Annotated in this window: 14 protein-coding genes and 1 tRNA gene; 13 read left to right on the top strand and 2 right to left on the bottom strand. The window is 34.1% G+C overall.

Annotated elements, in window-relative coordinates; translation table 11 throughout:
- The first annotated feature begins 10 nt into the window (after positions 1-10).
- The 6 genes from EKH84_RS06310 (at position 11) to EKH84_RS06335 (ending at position 8,584) form a co-directional block, all read left to right on the top strand.
- On the top strand, positions 11-2,332 hold the full coding sequence (locus EKH84_RS06310; protein ID WP_127065622.1) for a hypothetical protein: 2,322 nt from the start codon (positions 11-13) through the stop codon (positions 2,330-2,332).
- 3 nt (positions 2,333-2,335) lie between these two features.
- Positions 2,336-3,550: a vWA domain-containing protein gene (locus tag EKH84_RS06315; protein WP_127065623.1), complete on the top strand. Its 1,215-nt coding sequence runs from the start codon at positions 2,336-2,338 to the stop codon at positions 3,548-3,550.
- A gap of 8 nt (positions 3,551-3,558) precedes the next feature.
- The gene (locus tag EKH84_RS06320; protein ID WP_127065624.1) at positions 3,559-4,191 is read left to right on the top strand and encodes a hypothetical protein; all 633 of its coding nucleotides are present in this window, start codon (positions 3,559-3,561) and stop codon (positions 4,189-4,191) included.
- A gap of 308 nt (positions 4,192-4,499) precedes the next feature.
- Positions 4,500-5,768: a TRAFAC clade GTPase domain-containing protein gene (locus tag EKH84_RS06325; protein WP_127065625.1), complete on the top strand. Its 1,269-nt coding sequence runs from the start codon at positions 4,500-4,502 to the stop codon at positions 5,766-5,768.
- On the top strand, positions 5,769-8,381 hold the full coding sequence (locus EKH84_RS06330; protein ID WP_127065626.1) for a GAP1-N2 domain-containing protein: 2,613 nt from the start codon (positions 5,769-5,771) through the stop codon (positions 8,379-8,381).
- A gap of 121 nt (positions 8,382-8,502) precedes the next feature.
- Positions 8,503-8,584, top strand: a tRNA-Leu gene (locus EKH84_RS06335).
- A 110-nt stretch (positions 8,585-8,694) separates the two neighbouring features.
- Here EKH84_RS06335 and EKH84_RS06340 read toward each other — a convergent pair.
- Complete coding sequence (locus tag EKH84_RS06340; protein ID WP_127065627.1) at positions 8,695-9,543, bottom strand: AraC family transcriptional regulator; 849 nt, start codon at positions 9,541-9,543, stop codon at positions 8,695-8,697.
- A 154-nt stretch (positions 9,544-9,697) separates the two neighbouring features.
- On the opposite strand from EKH84_RS06340, the gene EKH84_RS06345 reads away from it, so the two are divergent.
- Together EKH84_RS06345 and EKH84_RS06350 are read left to right on the top strand one after the other, a co-directional pair.
- Complete coding sequence (locus EKH84_RS06345; protein WP_127065628.1) at positions 9,698-11,089, top strand: family 4 glycosyl hydrolase; 1,392 nt, start codon at positions 9,698-9,700, stop codon at positions 11,087-11,089.
- A 207-nt stretch (positions 11,090-11,296) separates the two neighbouring features.
- A complete protein-coding gene (locus EKH84_RS06350; RefSeq protein WP_127065629.1) occupies positions 11,297-13,075 on the top strand; it encodes a DEAD/DEAH box helicase in 1,779 nt (592 codons plus the stop codon).
- A gap of 88 nt (positions 13,076-13,163) precedes the next feature.
- Here EKH84_RS06350 and EKH84_RS06355 read toward each other — a convergent pair whose 3' ends face one another.
- Positions 13,164-13,652 carry a dihydrofolate reductase gene (locus EKH84_RS06355; RefSeq protein ID WP_127065630.1) on the bottom strand — a complete coding sequence of 163 codons (489 nt, stop codon included), beginning with the start codon at positions 13,650-13,652 and terminating at the stop codon, positions 13,164-13,166.
- A 273-nt stretch (positions 13,653-13,925) separates the two neighbouring features.
- Between EKH84_RS06355 and thyX the strand changes: the two genes are divergently transcribed.
- The 5 genes from thyX to EKH84_RS06380 all read left to right on the top strand — a co-directional run bounded on the left by thyX (position 13,926) and on the right by EKH84_RS06380 (position 19,874).
- The gene (thyX, locus tag EKH84_RS06360; protein ID WP_127065631.1) at positions 13,926-14,789 is read left to right on the top strand and encodes an FAD-dependent thymidylate synthase; all 864 of its coding nucleotides are present in this window, start codon (positions 13,926-13,928) and stop codon (positions 14,787-14,789) included.
- A gap of 352 nt (positions 14,790-15,141) precedes the next feature.
- Positions 15,142-15,339, top strand: a complete 198-nt coding sequence (gene cspD / locus EKH84_RS06365) for a cold-shock protein CspD (RefSeq protein ID WP_013655645.1) — start codon at positions 15,142-15,144, stop codon at positions 15,337-15,339.
- 382 nt (positions 15,340-15,721) lie between these two features.
- On the top strand, positions 15,722-16,558 hold the full coding sequence (locus tag EKH84_RS06370; protein WP_127065632.1) for a sulfide/dihydroorotate dehydrogenase-like FAD/NAD-binding protein: 837 nt from the start codon (positions 15,722-15,724) through the stop codon (positions 16,556-16,558).
- Positions 16,559-17,944, top strand: a complete 1,386-nt coding sequence (gltA, locus tag EKH84_RS06375; RefSeq protein ID WP_127065633.1) for an NADPH-dependent glutamate synthase — start codon at positions 16,559-16,561, stop codon at positions 17,942-17,944.
- 235 nt (positions 17,945-18,179) lie between these two features.
- Positions 18,180-19,874 (top strand): methyl-accepting chemotaxis protein, encoded by a 1,695-nt coding sequence (locus EKH84_RS06380; protein WP_127065634.1) that lies wholly within the window; start codon positions 18,180-18,182, stop codon positions 19,872-19,874.
- Positions 19,875-19,966 lie beyond the last annotated feature (92 nt).

Below are 19,966 nucleotides of genomic sequence, written 5' to 3' on the forward strand. Positions count from 1 at the left end.
GGACCTTAGCGTGAAAGAGGAAATTCTAGAAAGAGCATATCATTATGCCTTAGGGGATGATGAATGTGTTTTGAGGAGTAATGAAATTCGGGCGAAGTCCCCTATTTTATTTGTGGTTTTAGGAGATAAGGTTAAAGAGAGTATAAAAAGCATGAAGACTGAGTTTAGCCAAAATGTCATGAATGCAGAAGGCATCATGTATTTATATATTGGACTAGAACAAGGAATAGAAGATGGGCAGACTTCGTCTCTTGTATTACCACTAGGTAAAGGAGAGGAAAAGTCGTCTAGAGGCACTTTAAGTAGCCAATTATTTGAAGAGGAAAATGCGTTAAAGATTTTAAATGAGCAAATAACCAAGGTAAGAGAAGCTATTTTAGAAAAGGGAAAGATGTTTCACTATTGGGAGCAGATTCAGGTCAGTGTGATTACAGATGCCAGTGAAGAGATGAATAGTTTATTGCCGGATATTGTTGTGCTCCTAAAGAAAAAATTAGAACAAGACTTTAAACAAGTGACAGTGGACTTATTTACAGTATTAGAGGAGACCATTTATACACCATTAGAGCAAGCTATAAGTATGAGTTTCTTTAAGGAAATTGAGACTTACCAAGCTAGAGATTATTGTTATGAGAAGCCATTAGAACTTTTAGAGGATGGCTTAAAATTAAATACAGTTTATAATCAACCTTTATTTAATTTAACTTTCATTTTATCTGATAAAAAAGAAAATGGGCAAAAAATAGAGCACGCTAAAGAAAAGCATTATGAAACCATAGCAGCTTTTAATTTGTTAAAGAATAGAGAACAAAAGGAAATCGAATTAGCTGAAGCTAGAGAGCAGTATAATAATAGTGTATTTATGACAAATATCATGAGTGGAGGCGAACATCGTTTTGCTAGTGCAAGACTTGCAAAGGTGAAAAAGCCTCGGGTGGGTATTTATTTAGCTACAGCTTATCATCTCTTTAATGCCTATAAAGAAGAATTGAGCTATCATGGCATTCAGGAAAGCAAGGCTTTATTAGAAGCTGTAGGCTTAAATGAAATGAGGCTAAGTAGTTTGATAGATGATATTATACCGCCAAAAGAAAACCTGGGTGAGATTTATAGTGTTATTTCTCAGTCTATAGGCTTTAGAGAATTAAAGGGTTTAAGTTTTCAAGATGCTGAAAAGCAGCTTTATAAAAAAAGTCTAGAGGATTTTTTCAGTGCCAACTTTACTAAGAGTAGTGAAAGAAAGTTAGCAGAGAAAGTGAGTAAGGAGAAAATAAAAAAGCAAATCTATGCTGAGGTCATCAATCATCCAGATTATGGTCCTTATGCATTAGAAGAACTCTTTAAGATAGAACAAACGAGGGCTATAGATAAGCTAAGAGAACAATATGGCTATGAAATAAAACAGCTAGAAGTAACCCTTGAAGAAAAAGAAAATAAATCAGTTGGAGAAGTGATAGGAAGTAAGTTTGGTTTATTTGATAAGAAATATTTAAGGGATGTAAAAGGGTATTTAGTAAGTGAGGTTTATAGCTTGAAGTATGAAAGGTTAGAGAAGAAATTAAAGCTTAAGGCTATGGAGACTATAAAAGACATTCTGGAGGAAATTTATAACGAAATCAAAATAGAGCTTAAGAAATTAGAAGAAGTAGGTAGCTTGCTGAAGATGCTAATGGAGGAAGCCAATAAATTTGAAGAGGCTTACCTTGTACAGAATGTTAATGAGTATTATGAAAAGTTAGTACATAACAAGTTAGAACAATTAAAGAAAGCTAGAGGTGAACATTTCCTACTTGAAGAAAAATATATGGGAGATATCACCAGCGTTCTAAGTCAGAGCAGAGAGCAGTTTTTAGAAAAGCTCTTTATATTGCAAGAAAAATATATTTTACAAGATGAAAAGCTCTTTAGACTATCTTTTGAAGAAGAACTTTTAGCAAGGGCCAATATGTTAGTCAGCTATGAGGAAAAAGATGTAGCAGCTAAAAGTGAGCTTTATCACATGCTCTATTTAAGTTTAGAAGAGAATTCTAAGCCTTGTGTTTACTTAGATTCAGCGGCAACCACTCATCGTTATGAGGAAAAGTACTTCCTTGGTGATCGCAAGAGTGAGTTTATGATATATGCCTATGAAAAGGATAAAACCTCTAGAAGTTATAAGTTAGCCTATATTAATGATCAAAGAAAAAGTAGCTTAGAAAAACTTCAGCTTATGGGGGGCTTTAAGGCTTCAGACCTAATTTTCACTAGAACAGCTCAGCGCTACTATGATGCATATATAAAAGAAGGTTATTTATTTTCAAGTAACCAGGAAATAAGTAAAAAGGGGGATTAAGGAATGGGAAGTAAGAGATTTAGTATAACAGCTGTAGTACTTAGTGTAATAGGGGGCCTCTTAGCTTTTTTGGTAGGCGAACTGTTACTTCATTTTGGGGAGGAATGGCCAGCTTATTTAAGGATGGGGCTTTATTTTGGTGTGGGTACTATGTTTGTAGCAGCTTTGCTATTGACCTCACAATGGCTATCACCACAACTAATCGGTTATAGATGGAAACAGCAGTATTTTAAGACCTCTTTAAAACTATTTATCCCTGTTACCTTATTAATGCTAGGCCTAAGTGGTGGCTTATTTCAATTCCTATATGGTATGAATGTGAATAAGGAAAAAGCTTTTAAAGATATTGTTATTGCTATAGATACCTCTGGTAGTATGGAGCAATCAGACCCTAATGGTGAACGTTTTAAAGCAACTAGTAGTTTGATTGACAATTTAGAAGGCAATAGAAGAATTGCCTTTATGACCTTTGACGATAGTCCGATTCTTCAATTTAATTTTATGGAAGCTACTACGAAGGAACAAAAAGAAGTTGTAAAAGCTAAGATAGCTAGCTATCAGCAGAATGACGATGGACAGACTGGTGTAAGAGATATGATCAATGAAGCTTATGAGTTAATTCAAAATAACTCAAAAAATCATAGTGGTAGTTTGATTATGATTTCGGATGGAGCACCTTCAGATGATTCAGCTTCCAATATCCCTGGCTTAGTAAGTAACTATGTCCAAAATAATATCCCTATTTATACCATAGGTATGATGTATGGCGATAATTCTGCTGAGCAGTATTTAATAGATATAGCTAATCTTACAGGTGGGCAGCATTATAGTACTTCTGATACGACTATGATAGCAGGTGCTTTTGGACAAATTCGTTATGACGAGGGCAAAAGAGAACTTATGACTGAGCGTTCTGATGAAAAAGCAGAGGTAACGCTTTATATGGTTCTTAGAGTAGGCTTTTTAACTATTTTAGCCTTTCTAATGGCTTTAGCTTTAGGGATTATGTTTGACAATCGTTTCTTGGCTAAAGGCTTGATGATAGGTGGCACTTTAGGAGGTTTAATTGGTGGTATTGTAGTAGAAATGCTATTTAAACAAGGAACAACACCTTACATGGTAAGATTAGGCTATTGGCTTATGTTTGGGCTTTGCCTCGCAACTTTTACAGGCCTTATAACTTTTAAAGATAGTTATCACGGAACAAGGGAGGTTTAAGCTAAAAGATGGAAGTAAAAATGAGTGATAATACGCTCCTTAGGCTCACGGGGCTCAAAGCTGAGGTAAAAGAAGATGAAGTATATCTTAGCTTTAAATGGCCTAGGGAATTGGAGCAAGTTTATATTTACCGTAGAAATCTATTAGAGAAGGAAGATTTTAATAGGGATAAGCCCTATAGAAAATATACTCAAAGTGAATATGTGCGTTTTGGAGGGGTTATAGATTCGCATCCAGGGATGGGACTTATTGAATATGAAGTATGTCCATATGTACAAACACCAGAAGAAACTTATTTGATAAGTAGCGAAGAAGGCAATAATAGAGTACAGGTCATGACTAGAAAAATAGCCATTAGATACATTTTAAAAGAAAGAAAAAAGCTTTTTAGTAATAGTAAGATGGTTCAAATGCAAGTGTTTTGTGAAGTGGATTTACCTAGGGAAGCGCTTTGTTATGTCAAGAAAAAAGGAAGTATTCCTGTTAATAATGAGGACGGTATGCAATTTCAATTTATCTCGGATTTTGTAGCTGGTGATAATCTGCTACCAGAAATAGAAGTTGCTAAGGATGAGTACGTTAGAATTTACTTATCAGATGAAGTAGAGCATAAAGAAGTGTATGGTATTTATAAAGAGTAGAAAAGTATATATATTAAACATTGTTGAGGAAATGAGAGAGGGGACCATCCTCAGGTACTCCGCTCAATATTTTCGCCGTCACTAAGTTCATTTATTTGGATGAACGCCCACAAACTCGGCTATGCCTCAAACACGTGGGCTAAAAACCATCCAAAACACTCACTAAGTGACGGCTGAAAATACTTCGAAGTCGTCCCTTGAGGACAGCCCCCTCTCTCATTTCTAACAGCAATCATGTGTTAAATATAACTTTAATATAACTTAAAGATAAAAAAGGTGTGTAATTAAATATTGAAAGGAGTGAAGAAATGGGTTTGTTTAAAAGTTTATTTGGCGGGAGGAAAGAAGAAGCACCTGTGCAAAAGAAATTTCCTATTGTATGCCCGCATTGTTTTAATAAATTTAGTCCAGATACAGTCGTCTTTAGAGCAGCTCATTCAAAGGAAGAAGATGAAGAGTATTGTCTTCAAGAAGATGCTAAGCTGAATGAATACTTAGAGCGCTTTGGCTTAGAGGGAAGTGAGGAACTAGAAGCTGTTCTTAATCCTTATTTGGTACCAGCAGAAAATAGGCATTATGTAGATGATGTACTCATTAGCATGAAAGACAAATATAACGTAGAAACAAAGAAGAGATTATGTCCTTATTGTCACAATGATTTGCCTTATTCAGCAGGGCGTGCTCCAAGTAATATCATTGCTATTATCGGAGCCTCTCAAGTAGGGAAGTCTGTTTATATGGCCTCGCTTATTAATACTTTAGAAAACGTTACAGCGCATAACTTTGAAGCAGCTTGTTTACCAATCAATAGTGATACAAGTAGACGTTTTCGTAGTCAATATTTAGATCCTTTATTCTTGCAAAATAGTTTAATAGAATCTACCCAAAAGGAAAGAAAACAAGAACCCTTTATTTTTCAATTTAAGTTCAAGGATCCTTCTAAAGCACCGTTAAGCTTGGTATTCTTTGATGTAGCAGGAGAAGGAATGGTAGAAGAGGAATATTTAGATCTTTATGCTAATCATATTAGAAATGCAGAGGGGATTTTGTTCTTAGTGGATCCATTACAGCTCTCTACTATCAGACGTAAGTTAATACTTAATCAAGATGACAATGGAGGAGATTTTACTTCTCAATATCAAGAATCTAGAGATGTAGTTGTAACCCTTGCTGAACATTTTATTGGAAGCCAGGAAGATGGGAAAACTAGTATACCAACAGCTGTTGTGATTACTAAAAGTGATATGCTTACTTCTTTAGCAGAAGAAGAAGGGGAATATATTAAACCTAATAGTAATGTATTTGAAAATTATATCCACAAGGGTTATTTTAACTTAAATGAATATGAAAATATTAATGGCGAAGTACAACGTTTCTTAGAAAAAGTAGATCTTGCTTTTAAAGACGCCGTAGAAGTACATTTTAAAAATGTCTCTTATTTCGCAGTGTCTTCACTAGGACAAAATCCAGTAGAAGGAAAATTAGAAAAGGTGATTCAACCTATGCGTATTGATGAGCCATTTTTATGGCTATTATATAAATTAGGTTATATAAGTAGCAATGAAGGGGTGAAATAAATGATTGAGCAACAATATTATACAAGGGAACGTGGTGGTCTGTTCTCAAAAACAGATGGTTATGATACCATTGCCAAGTCTCCTAAGCTCAAGCTAGAATTTATTAAAAAATATCTTCATCCATTATGTAGCTATGATAGCCCTAGCGAACTACAAAAAAGTGGGGAGGAAGATGAGACTAAATATCCCCCCAATCTTGTGATTATGCCAGTAGCTTCAGGTGAACTCATTATCGGACAAGCGGTCTATAAAAGTAAAGACTTTACAGGTCTTCGTTCTACATTCTTCATGCATAATTATGTGCTATCAGCCAATGAAAAACACCGTTATGTAAAAGAACCAGAAAAGTTATTTGGTATTACCCAGTTTCAAACAGCTTATGATATAGGCTTAGGATCAGAGCTTCCAACTTTAGCAGCTATTCCTTATGAAGGAAATTCAGTATTATTTAAGGATAGAGCACGCCTCTTAAGTGAGCTAAAAATGGATGAAATACTTTTTGAAAAGCTTTTAGCTGCCATTTTTACTGCAGCGAGCTCAAAGAAAAAGGTCTTTATTGTTTTAGATGTTCCTATTTCTGAACTGGGGACTTATGCCAAGGCTTTACTTTATCATGTGTACCTTAGTTTGCCTTGGAGCGTAACAGAGGAATTAGGTGTAAGCACCTATTCACGTAGCAGCGAAGCTAAAAAGAATATTCATATTACCTTTTTAGAGAAGGATGTACTTCGTTATGATGGAAAAGTAACAAAGGAATTTGTATTAGATTTCGTGAGTCAAAAGTTCTTAAACTTAGATGAGACCACTCATTTAGATCCTTATTTTAAAGTGGCAGCTATGTTTAGGTCGATAAAGCCATTATGGGAAAAATTTAATAGCTATGGTGAGCAGCTCTTAAATGCCATGAAGGACAAGGGAGAGAAGACCCTTAGCTTTTATAACCGTACGGCTACTTTATTTGTTATCTATGCGTATTTGTCTAATCATAAGCCTTATGTATTAGAGGAAGGTAGAGAAAGACAAGGATTTTTAACAGAAGCACTAAGTTATTTAAACCTACCTATTGGAGATGAGTTTAAGAGAGAACTCATAGAGGTGATTGGATATGCAATCAGTAGCTTAGAAGCTAGTTTAAGAGGTGGAGTGCTTCTAAGTCAGGAAGAAATAGTAGCTATGCTGAAATTTAAACTTAAGGTTAATCAAGGCAGTAAAACTAACTTTGAAGATATGCTACGTATTTTATTAGAAGCCATAGAAGTAGCTAGAAGAGAAAATAATGGAGCTTATATAAAAGAAATCTTTGCTAAAGCAAGCAAGGAAACAGCGCTTTATCAAAGTTTATTTGGAAAATTATATAGTAGAGAAGAATTAAAAGAACAAGTGGCTTATACCTATATAAAAGAAGCATTTGAGGGTATTAATAACCTAGATGCTTTTATTACTCAGGTAAAACAATTTGAGCCTATAGAAAGTATTTTGTTTACTGATGTTTATTACTCTAATTTAGTGAAAACGAGATTTATGGACTGCTTAAGGGCAGCTAGCAATAAAGTCAAGCTATTAGAAAAAGTCCAGCAGTGGTGTGAAAAGCATCAAGGGCGTTTATATGAAGAACTTGTTGTTTTAGCAGAAGAACATTTCTTAAAGCATATACGTTTAGAAGCAATAGAGTCTGAAGTAGCTTTATGTCATATTACATTTAAACATATTTATGATGATGAAAATTATGAAGCTATTAAAGACTATCAAAAGCTGAAGACAAGTCTCGAGGCAATGAGTCCGAAGCATATCAAAGTAAATAAAGCTGTACAAAAACAAATTCAACACTTTTATAAACAAACTGTAAAAAAAGAAGATTTTTATATGTTAGTGTATGCATTTCTTGAGCCAAACAAAGAGGCTTATAGTGAGGAAATGTGGCGTTTAAATTTAACCAAAGTTCTGGAATATTTGTATCCTATTAGCCCTGCTATCATGCTAGATTTTATTATTTGGAGTAAGGGACAAGAAATTTATATGAATAAGACCAGCTTTGATACAACAGTGATTCGTTTCTTTACTAAACTTAAAGAAAAAGAGGGTAAGTGGCCTAAAGAACTAGCTAAACAAAAGTTAGAAGGTCAATTAAAAACAAAGACTTTATATGCTAAGCTGAATAAAGCAATGCAACCAGCCATTATAAAGCTACTTAGTCAATATGGGAAGACAATAGCTATAACCGGCATGATTCTAATAGGTTGTGCAGGGGTAGGCATAGGAGGTTACTTTGCTTATAATTATTACCTAGCGCCACCACCTATTATAGATACAACAGCAGCAGAATTAGAGCAAAGTATTAAACTACCAGTAAATGAGCTGGGATTACCCGAAGACCAAGTGAAAGCTCAGCTTAAGCTTTTAGAAGAAAATAATAAAAAGCAAAACGAAACTGATGAAACTAATAAAGACAAGCAAGGTGAGGCAGATGTAAAAGAAGAAAAAACTCAGCCATCAGTAAATGATAAGGAACAAGTAAAGACCCCAGCAGAAACTAAGACTAAGTCTGAAACACCAGATACATCGCAAAATGACAATAAGAAGCAAGAAAATACTTCATCTCATACAGGAAACTAAATAAGTTGAAAAGTGATTGGAAAAATATATAATATTTAAACTATGGTAAAAGACAAGTTTTTATAAAAAAAAGACTAGACGAACCCGATACTTTCTGTTATTATAATCAAGTATCAGGTTTGCGGGCGTGGCGGAATTGGCAGACGCACTAGACTTAGGATCTAGCGCCGCGAGGTGTAAGGGTTCGACTCCCTTCGCCCGCATAATAAAAAGACGTATTCATTTTAAATGAATACGTCTTTTTTTGTTTGAATAAAATAGTTTTTTATTAGATGAAGTGAGAAGATATTCTTCTCACTTCATCTGTGTTTTATTAAAATTTATTAATTTTACGATATTGCAAAGGAGAAACACCAAGAAGTTGTTTAAAGACTCGCCCAAAGTGAGTAGAGTTGCTATAACCCACTGCTATGGCAATTTCTAGTATACTTAAATTAGTTTTTTGAAGAAGCTCTTCACTAGCACGTATACGAACAGTATTAACGTATTGAGTGAAATGGAATCCTGTTACTTCATTAAAGGTTCTAGAGAGATAGTAACTATTCATATAAAACAGATTAGCTATTTTATCTAAAGATAGGTCTTCTTTATAATGAATGTTAATATAGCTAGTGATTTCAGATATTTTTTTGTGTAGGCTACTTGGAAATTCTAAGTAGCTATTTTTAATTTCAGGAGAAAACCTACCTAGAAAAATAAGAAGCTCTAATAAGTAAACCTTTGTACAAGAAGTATAGCCCTCTGAGCGTTGGGTATCTTCTTCTAGCATACAGTAAAGTAACTTTTCTATAAAAAGTTGTTCTTTAGGACCTAGATTAAACACAGGAGTGGTTTTTTCAAAGCATTGAAATAAATCAAAGTCGTCAACAGCTTCTTTAAATGTTTTTAGATAGCTAGGATCGAAGTAAATTAAAATACGCTCATGAGTATTGCCTCCAGCTTGCAGTGTTTTATGTAGTTCATAACTATTAATAAGAGCAATATCACCTTTTTTGAGATAATAAGAACGGTCTTTAATGAAATAATAACGTTCACCTGAGAGTTGGTAATAAATTTCATAATAGCTATGATAGTGATTAGATGGCATATTAAGTGCTGTTTCGCGCTTAACATATTCAATGATATAGCCGCTTTGCTTGATAGGATCTTGTTTGTCACTCATCGAAGATGCACCTCCTTGTTAAGTATATAATATATAATTTTAAATAGGAACAAAAAAAGACTAATTTAAAGAAAAAGAACAATAAATACAGAGAAATATAAAAATAATAAAGGTACAATAAAGATATATGATAGGGGAAAGGAGCCTAAAAAAGATGAAGTACATTGAAGATAGAGTCGAAGATATACAAATCACCTATATTGGTGGGGGGTCTAGAGGTTGGGCATGGCAACTGATGAGTGATTTGGCAAGAGAGCCACAATTAGCGGGGACAGTAACGCTTTATGATATTGATTATGAAGCAGCATTGCAGAATGAAAAAATAGGTAATCGCCTAAAAGATAGAGAAGATGTCAAAGGTAAGTGGCAATATAGGGCAGATAAAAGCTTGGAGAGTGCTTTAAAGGGAGCGGATTTTGTTGTGATTTCCATTTTGCCAGGTACTTTTGATGAGATGGCTTCCGATGTACACGCACCAGAAAAATATGGGATTTATCAATCTGTTGGGGATACAGTTGGCCCAGGGGGACTTATTAGGGGATTAAGAACCGTCCCTATGTATGTGGAGTTCGCAAAAGCTATAGAAAAGAATTGTCCTGAAGCTTTCGTTATTAACTATACCAATCCTATGTCTTTATGTGTAAAAACGCTTTATGAGGTATTTCCACGGATTAAAGCATTTGGTTGTTGCCACGAGGTATTTAATGCACAGAATTTATTAGCAGCAGCATTAAAGGATATAGAGGGCATAGAGGGCGCTACAAGAGAAGAAATCAAGATAAATGTCAAGGGAATTAATCATTTTACCTGGATTGATGAGGCTTCTTATAAAGGATTAGATTTAATGCCAATCTACAAGCAGTTTGTAGACAAATATTATGAAAACGGTTTTGAAGAAGGGAAAACAGGAAATTGGATGAATGACTTCTTTGAATCAGCTAATAGAGTGAAGTTTGATCTTTTTAAGCGATACGGTATTATTGCAGCAGCAGGAGATAGACACCTAGCTGAGTTTATGTCAGGTAACTGGTATATAGAGAATCCAGAAACAGTTATGGATTGGAAATTTAGTTTAACACCTGTTAGCTGGAGAAAAGAGGATTTAAAAGAAAGATTAGCTAAAAGCAAGAGACTTGTTAAAGGCGAAGAAGTTTTCGAAGTTAAAGATTCAGGAGAAGAAGGCGTTAGACAAATCAAGGCATTAGTTGGTCTTGAAGACCTAGTAACCAATGTTAACTTGCCTAATGAAGGTCAAATTTTTAATCTGCCAAGAGGCTCTATTGTAGAAACCAATGCCATTTTTAGAAGAGGACAGGTATTACCTATAGTAGCGGGAAAACTTCCAAGTGCTATTCAAGGAATAGCAACACGTCATATTACCAATGCACATCTTATTCTAGAAGCCGCATTAGAAAAAGATAAGAAAAAAGCTTTTGTAGCTTTTGCTAATGACCCATTAGTTAATATATCCTTAGAGGATACAGAGGAGCTTTTTGAAGAAATGCTCAAAAATACAGCAAATTATTTACCTGGTTGGAAATTATAAATATAGAGCAGTTAAAATTTAATAGAAAATAATTCACAAAAATGCTTTTATTCAAGAAACTCGCTAGCCCTTGAATAGAAGCATTTTTCCTATAATAGGAACATTTTACTCCTTGAGGTTTCAAGTAATATGTAGTATGATTAAAGGTATGGATGTAAGCGAATAGATTAATTTCACTTATAAATTATTTAATAGATTGTAGAGGTAATGATTATAGAAAGTATATTATTTAACCAACTAGAAGTATCAGAAGACATTATTAGAGCGGCTCATGATATGGGATTTGAAGAAACAACGCCTATTCAAGGGAAAGCGATCCCTATTATTTTACAAGGTAATGATATTATTGCACAAGCGCCAACAGGAACTGGTAAAACTTGTGCATTCGGTATTCCAGCAATAGAAAGTGTTGACACTACGAATGAAAAAGTACAAGTGCTTATTCTTTGTCCAACACGTGAGCTTGTTATCCAAACAACAGAAGAGCTTTCAGCTCTTGCTAAATATAAGAGAGGTATACGTACTCTTCCTATCTATGGAGGACAACAAATAGATAGACAGATTATAGCTCTTAAAAAAAGACCTCAAATTATTGTAGGTACTCCAGGTAGAATTATGGATCACCTTAGAAGAGGAACTTTAAAATTAGAACATTTAAAAATGATTATCTTAGATGAAGCAGACGAAATGCTTAACATGGGATTCCGTGAAGATATTGATGTTATTTTAGAAAGTGTACCAGAAGAACGTCAATTTGTACTTTTCTCAGCTACTTTAGCAAAAGCCATTTTAGATATTGCTAATAAATATCAAAATAACCCAATCACTGTTAATGTTGTTCATAAAGAGTTAACAGTACCAACAGTTAAACAATACTATCTAGAAGTAAGAGATAGCAATAAGGTAGAAGTTTTATCTCGTCTAATTGATGCGAATAACTTTAAGCTTTCAGTAGTATTCTGTAACACTAAAAGACGTGTAGATGATTTATGTAGAGACCTTCAAGCAAGAGGTTACAGTGCAGAATCACTTCACGGAGATATGAAACAACTTCAAAGAGATAATGTTATGTCTCGTTTTAGAAATGGGCTCATTGATATTCTTATAGCGACAGATGTTGCCGCTAGAGGAATTGACGTAGATGATGTAGATGCAGTATTTAACTATGATGTACCAAGTGATGAAGAGTACTATGTACACCGTATTGGTCGTACAGGTCGTGCACAAAGAGAAGGTGTTTCCTATACTTTTGCAGCTGGTAAAGAATTAGCTAAATTACGTGATATTCAACGTTATACAAAATCAAAAATTAAGCTTATTAAGCCACCTTCAATTGAAGATATTCAAGAAAATAAACTTTCTGGAATTATAGATGAAGTAAAAGCTATTTTAGCTGAAGGTAAGCTTACAAAATATACAGGTTTTATTGAAAAGATGCTTGAAGAAGTAGGCGACATTGAGGATGAAAATTACGCAACATCTCTAGAAGTAGCAGCAGCCTTCCTTAAAATGACTATGGATAAAATGGTTATGGGAGCTTCAGCAGAGTATTCAGTAGAAGACTTAGCAGCACGTAGCAATTATGATACAAGCAAAATTGATGGAGACTTTGTACGTTTATTTATTAACCTTGGACGTAAAGACGACCTTCAAGTATCAGAACTTGTTAAATTTATCGCATCTAACTGTAATATTACAGGTAAGGAAATTGGCCGTGTAGATATGCTTGATAAATTCTCATTCTTTGAAATTCCAAAAAAACATCTTGGAGATATTATGGCTAACCTTGTAGGCGAAAGCTTAAAAGGACGAAGAGTGAATATTGAAGTAGCTAATAGAAAACAAGATGGTAGAGATAGACAAATGGGTCGTAGTACATCAAGACGTCAGGAAAACAATGGTGAGAGACGTGGAGATAGTAATAGACGCCAAGATGGAAACCGTTCAAACTACCGTTCTCGTAGTAATGATAAGAATAATAGATAATATGAGCAAATGAAGTCAATAAAAATTGCTATCTCATATATTGTAAAATATATATGAGATAGCAATTTTTTATTGTAGGAAATATATATTAATGACCTATTCTTTTCCAAAGAGTAAAGAAAAAATAATGACCAGTAGGTGTTTGCGACTTACTACAAGTGGATTTTATCAATAGAAAATCTTTTTGATAATCGGGAAAACAAGTATCTCCCTCAACAACTTCATCAATTAAAGTAATGTATAAATATTCTGCGAAAGGTAAAAAGGCTTTATAAATTTCACCACCACCAATTACAAAGACTGCTTCTGTTGTTGTTTTGCATAACTCTAATGCTTCATTTAAGCTATGCAGAACAACAACACCCTCCGCAGAGAAGTTAGGGTTTGTAGTTAAAACCATATTGGTTCTATGGGGGAGAGGTTTACCTATGCTTTCGAAGGTCTTTCTTCCCATGATAACAGTATGCCCACTTGTTATTTCACGAAAATAAGCTAGGTCTTCAGGAATATGCCAAGGCATTTGATTGTGAAGTCCAATTTGATTATTTTTACTAACAGCTGCGATTAAACAAATCAATAGTGTAATCTCCTTTAAAGTTTGATAGAGTTATAGTATATCAAGGATATGATACTAATAGGTTAATATAGAAAAGAAGGTTAATAGTCATTAATGAAAGACAGGATTTAATAAGATACTTGCCAGTGGAAGTCTTTTGTAATACACTTTCATCATAGAGAGAAATTAATCTACTATTACTTTTATCTATAACTAATCAAATTATAGTATAAACCATAAGCGTTAGTTTAGATAGGTTGTCTAATATATACAGAAAGATAAGAGGAGAATCAAGTGGAAACTAAATTAAATGTAGTCATATTAAGTCATACACCAGAGTTTGAACAAAATATAGTAAGAGGAGCTAGACTTTGCTATAGTTCAGCAGATATAGAAGAATTAAGAGACCAAATTACACCAGAAAGTGCAGAAAGATTTTTAAATATGATTTTAGAAATCGGGCATGGTTCCATTCTAGAGCATAGTAGCATTACCTTTGGAATTGAAGGTGTAAGTCGTTCCTTAACGCATCAATTAGTACGTCATAGAATAGGTTGCAGCTATTCTCAGAAATCACAACGTTATGTAAGTGAAGGACAGTTTGAGTATGTTATTCCAAAGCCAATAGCTAAATATGATCGTTTAAAAGCAGACTATATTAAGATGATGGAGAAATTGCAAGAGGACTATAATCATATCACCCTTAGTTTGTTAGTGGAACAAATCAAAGAACAAGCAGCAACTGGCAAAGTAACGGAAGAAGTGAGCTCAGCTATAGCAAATGGTATAGAGGGAGAGGCTCTAGTGGAGATTCTCAAGGATAGTGATAAAAAACTCTATTCAAAGCTTGAAAAGATTGCTATAGAAAATGCACGTTATGTGCTTCCAAATGCATGTGAAACAAAAATTCAAGTAACAATGAATGTTAGAGCACTTTTTAATTTCTTTAAAGAAAGACTATGTGATAGAGCACAAGAAGAAATTAGAGATATGGCCTATGAAATGTGGTTAGCTTGTATGGAAATTGCTCCAACTATATTCAAGTATGCAGTCCCTACCTGCGTTCATGGGAAATGTAAAGAAGGTAAGATGACTTGTGGTAAGATGCTTTATTATAAAGAAAAGCATGGTAAAATTATTAAAAAATATGAGAAATAATCAAGAATATTATAAGAGCAAGGCTTCATAGTACTGGATTAGTAAAAGTATTATTAGGGCCTTGCCCTTTTGTTAAATGAGATAAAATATTAGCTAAACAGTAGATGTATGAATTGGAAAATCTACAAAAATTCCTCTAAAAAATTTTTATAATTCTAATATCATTATGTAAAAAAATTTAAAGCATCTTGATTTTTCGCGACAATTATGATAATATTAGTGAGTAAGTTAAAATATTGAAACAAAAACGGATAGGTAGGCCTCTTGTAACAAAAAAACTAGCAAGACCGAATAACGTTTTGCGTAGCAGTGTTTTAGCAATAAAAGATTTTATTTAAGGAGGCCTAGTAACATGACAGGTAAAGTTAAATGGTTTAACGCAGAAAAAGGTTTTGGATTTATCGAAAGAGAAGGTGGAGATGATGTATTCGTACACTTCACAGCTATCCAAGGCGACGGTTTCAAAACATTAGAAGAAGGTCAAGAAGTTAACTTCGATATCGTTGAAGGTAACAGAGGACCACAAGCTGCTAACGTTACAAAAGCATAGTTAGCGTTAAATAATTGTAGATAATGACGATACTTTTGGGTATCGTCTTTTTTTGTAGATGTTAGCTATAAAAAATTTCAAATTATAGCCTATAAAGAAGTTGCATACTAGAATCTAGAATGAAAATGAAAACTAAAATGAATAAAAATACAATAATATTAACAAAAAGTATATAATAGTATAAAAATTTGTTGAAATATAAAGGACACAATGATAAACTAGAAATGGAATGTTAAGGAATTAACAACTCGTTTTGCTGCAATGAATCGCGGCAATTAAGGTAATAAAAATGGCTGCGATCATCGTGGCCTTTTCTTAAATACACAGGGGAAGGGTACTTGGTATATAGGAAATATATTTACGAAGAATAAAGGAGGATACTATGTATAAGATTGTTAAAAAGCGTGTGCTTAATCCTACAGTCGTACTTATGGATATTGTAGCACCAGCTATTGCTAAAAAAGCAGAACCAGGGCAATTTATTATTTTAAGAGTAGATGAAGAGGGAGAACGTATTCCTTTAACAATCGCAGATTTTAACCGTGAAAACGGGACAGTAACCATTATTTTTCAGATTGTAGGAAAAACAACCCAAGCTCTAAGTGAACTTGAAGAAGGTCAATTCATTTGTGACTTTGTAGGACCATTAGGAGTAGCTTCTCATGTCGAAGGACTTAAAAAAGTAGCTGTTATTGGTGGAGGAGTAGGCTCTGCTATTGCATATCCAGTTGCTAAGAAATTACATAACTTAGGAGCTAAAGTTGATGTTATTGTTGGTTTTAGAAATAAAGACTTACTTATTTTAGAAGAGGAGTTCAAAGCTGCAAGTGATCGTCTGTTTATTATGACAGATGATGGTTCCTATGGAGAAAAGGGCCTTGTAACAGCAGCTCTTGAAAAATTGATTAAAGAAGGTAATGAATATGATGAAGTCATTGCTATTGGACCTTTAGTCATGATGAAATTTGTAGCACAGCTTACTAAACAATATGGTATAAAGACCGTAGTGAGTATGAACCCTATTATGATTGATGGTACAGGTATGTGTGGTGGTTGTCGTTTAACAGTAGGCGGCAAAGTGAAGTTTGCTTGTGTAGATGGACCAGATTTTGATGGCCATGAAGTAGACTTTGATGAAGCTATTTCTAGATCTAGCATGTATAAAGACTTTGAAAAACATGCACTAGAACATCACTGTAATCTAATGGAGGTGAAATAAATGGCAAACATGAGCCCTAAAAAATTAGAAATGCCAGTGCAAGATCCTACAGTGAGAAATGGAAACTTTGAGGAAGTTGCATTAGGTTATACTTTAGAAATGGCACAGGAAGAAGCTAGCCGCTGCTTAAATTGTAAAAATTCACCGTGTGTAAGTGGCTGCCCTGTAAATGTTAATATACCAGGCTTTATTACTGAAATTCAAAAAGGTGATTTTGAAAAAGCTTATGAAGTGATTCATGAATCTAGTAGTTTACCAGCTGTGTGTGGTAGAGTTTGTCCTCAAGAAACACAATGTGAAGCTAAATGTGTAAGGGGTATTAAAACAGAAAGTGTTGGTATTGGCCGCCTTGAACGTTTTGTAGCGGATTATCATATGACTAATAGCAAAGAAGAAGTAAAAGTACCAGAGGCAAATGGACACAAGGTAGCAATTGTAGGTGCTGGCCCTGCAGGACTTACTTGTGCAGGGGATTTAGCTAAAAAGGGCTATAAAGTAACAGTATTTGAAGCACTTCATCTAGCTGGTGGTGTACTTGTATATGGTATTCCAGAATTTAGACTTCCAAAAGCCATTGTACAAAAGGAAATTGATACTTTAAAGGCTATGGGAGTAGAAGTTCTTACTAATATGGTAATTGGTAAAGTTATTTCTATCGATGAACTTTTCGAAGATGGCTTTGAGGCAATTTTTGTAGGCTCAGGTGCAGGTCTTCCTAACTTTATGAATATCCCAGGAGAAAATCTAAAAGGGGTATATTCAGCTAATGAATTTTTAACACGTGTTAACCTGATGAAAGCTTATAAAGAAGGAAGTGATACACCTATACATAATAGTAAGAGTGTAGCTGTATTTGGTGGTGGTAATGTAGCAATGGATGCTGCAAGATGTGCTAAGCGTCTTGGGGCAGAAAACGTATATATTGTGTATCGCCGCGGTGAAGAAGAAATGCCGGCAAGAAGAGAAGAAGTAGAGCATGCTAAAGAAGAAGGCATTATCTTTAAAAATCTTACTAACCCAGTACAAATCCTAGGTGAAGCAGGTTGGGTAACAGGTGTTGAATGTGTAGAAATGGAATTAGGTGAACCAGATGAATCAGGAAGAAGAAGTCCTATTGTAAAAGAAGGTTCTAACTTTGTATTAGACATCGATTGTGCCATTATGGCCATTGGTACAAGTCCTAATCCTCTTATTATAAGTACTACAAAAGGCCTTGAAACCAATAGACGTGGCTGCATTATTACAGAAGAAGAAACTGGCTTAACCACTAGAGAAGGTGTATACGCTGGTGGAGATGCAGTAACAGGCGCAGCAACAGTTATTCTGGCTATGGGTGCAGGTAAAAAAGCAGCAGCAGCAATGGATGAATACATTCAATCGAAATAATCAACTTTAGCAGAAAAAAATTTTGAAGTTTATAGGGCATATATGGCTAATTGACCATATGTGCCTTATTTTTCATGTGAAATTGTAAACAACTTGACTATTATACAAAAAAATATCTTATATTTATTAAAAAATTTATTTAGATTTGTCAATTATTTTGAGCAAAGAAGATTGAGTGTTTTTGTGATATTGTGTTAAAATATGAAAATAAATGGATAAGTAGGAGGAAAAGGTAGTGAAATTCAGATTAAATTTGAGATTAAAAGGAAGATTATATGCTTTAATTATACCCATGGTATTAGTCATAAGCATAGTATTTACTATTCTGGGTAGTATTTCATTTGTTTTTAATACAACAAGCTTAGTAAGAGATCAAATGAAAACTAATATGATTTTTTTTAACTTTGACATGGATAGCCGTTATCCTGGATCCTACAAAAAAGTAGAAAATGACTTGATAAAAGGAGACGAGAGTTTAACAGGCATAGAAGAAGTTCATGTACTAAAGAAATATACAGGATATGAGTATATCATCTTTTGTGAGCAAACTATAATTGCTAGTACTATTAAAGAGGTAAATAGTGATGAACTAATAAGTAATGAAATTATTGATAGGGTACTAAAGCAAGGAAAATTATTTCAAGAAAGAAGGACAATCAAGGGAATTAGTTACACTTGTAGTTATGAGCCTATTAAAGATGAGCAAGGGACGCCTATAGGGATGTTATTTATGGCAGCAGATAGATCGAAGCATATAGCAAATATAGAGAACTATTTGAAGTGGACTTTAATTACCACATTAATTCTGTTATTAGCGGCTTTTATTGCTATGGGAATTGTAAGTACACGTATTAGTAGGCGTATTATAAGTGTATGCGAGCAAGTAGATTACTTAAAAGACAAGGATTTTACATATGAGGCTTCAAATTATATCCAAGAGTTTGCTGATGAAACAGGAGATATTAGCAGAAGTGTTACACAGATGCAAAAAGACATCAGGGAGACTTTAGTTTATATGAATCATCTGGCAGATCAGGTGGATAGTGAATCAGCAGGGTTATCTAATTCTTCAGAAGATATGGCAAAGGTAATAGATAATATCACTATGACTATTCAAGGCGTAGCAGAAGGTACAGTAGATCAAGCTACTGACTTAGTAGGTATTAATGAAGAGGCTCATGCATTAGGGAATGGTATAGCTCAAGTTATTTCTTCCGTAGATCAAATTAATCAAAAAGCAGAACAAATTAATGAAGTGGCTCTCAAAGGTAATGAAGATATAAAAGAGGTAATGAAAGCACTGAGAATCTTTGGGGAATACTTCAATAATTATAGTGAAAAAATTAATTCATTTGAGAATCACATGAAAAATATTGATGAAATTATCATAGTCATTGAAAATATTTCAAAACAAACAAATTTATTAGCTTTAAATGCAGCTATTGAAGCAGCGAGAGCAGGTGAAATGGGAAGAGGATTTAGTGTGGTTGCTGAGGAAATTAGAAACTTAGCGGAGCAAAGTCAAATGGCTACTAAAAATATAGCTGAAATTATTGGTAATGCTTCAGTAGAAACCAAGGTACTTATTGAGGGAAATGGAGAGATGACTACGCAATTAGAACATCAAGATGATAGCTTAAAGCAAATGTTTGAGTCATTCAAGTTGATTACTAAAGCAGTGGAGGAAATTGTTCCTCAGATTAAATCAGTTAATGAAGAAGCGCATGTTTTAGAACGACAAAAGGAGAGTATATTAATGCGCATTGAAAATAGTTCTTCTATTGCAGAAGAAGTATCGGCTTCCTGTGAAGAAGTATCAGCAGCTTGTGAAGAAGCAAATACCGCAACAGAAGAAGTGGCACAATCAGCAATGAAACTTAAAGACATGATCAATCAGTTAAAAGATAACGTGCATACTTTTAAGGTTTAATTTATTGAATAAGATAATCTCAAAAAAGAAGAGCTGTAAAAGCTCTTCTTTTTTTGAGGTTATCTTATTCAATTGGTGAATTTATTTAAAGT

This window comes from Cellulosilyticum sp. WCF-2, assembly GCF_003990395.1.
In the GTDB taxonomy this organism is placed as follows: domain Bacteria; phylum Bacillota; class Clostridia; order Lachnospirales; family Cellulosilyticaceae; genus Cellulosilyticum; species Cellulosilyticum lentocellum.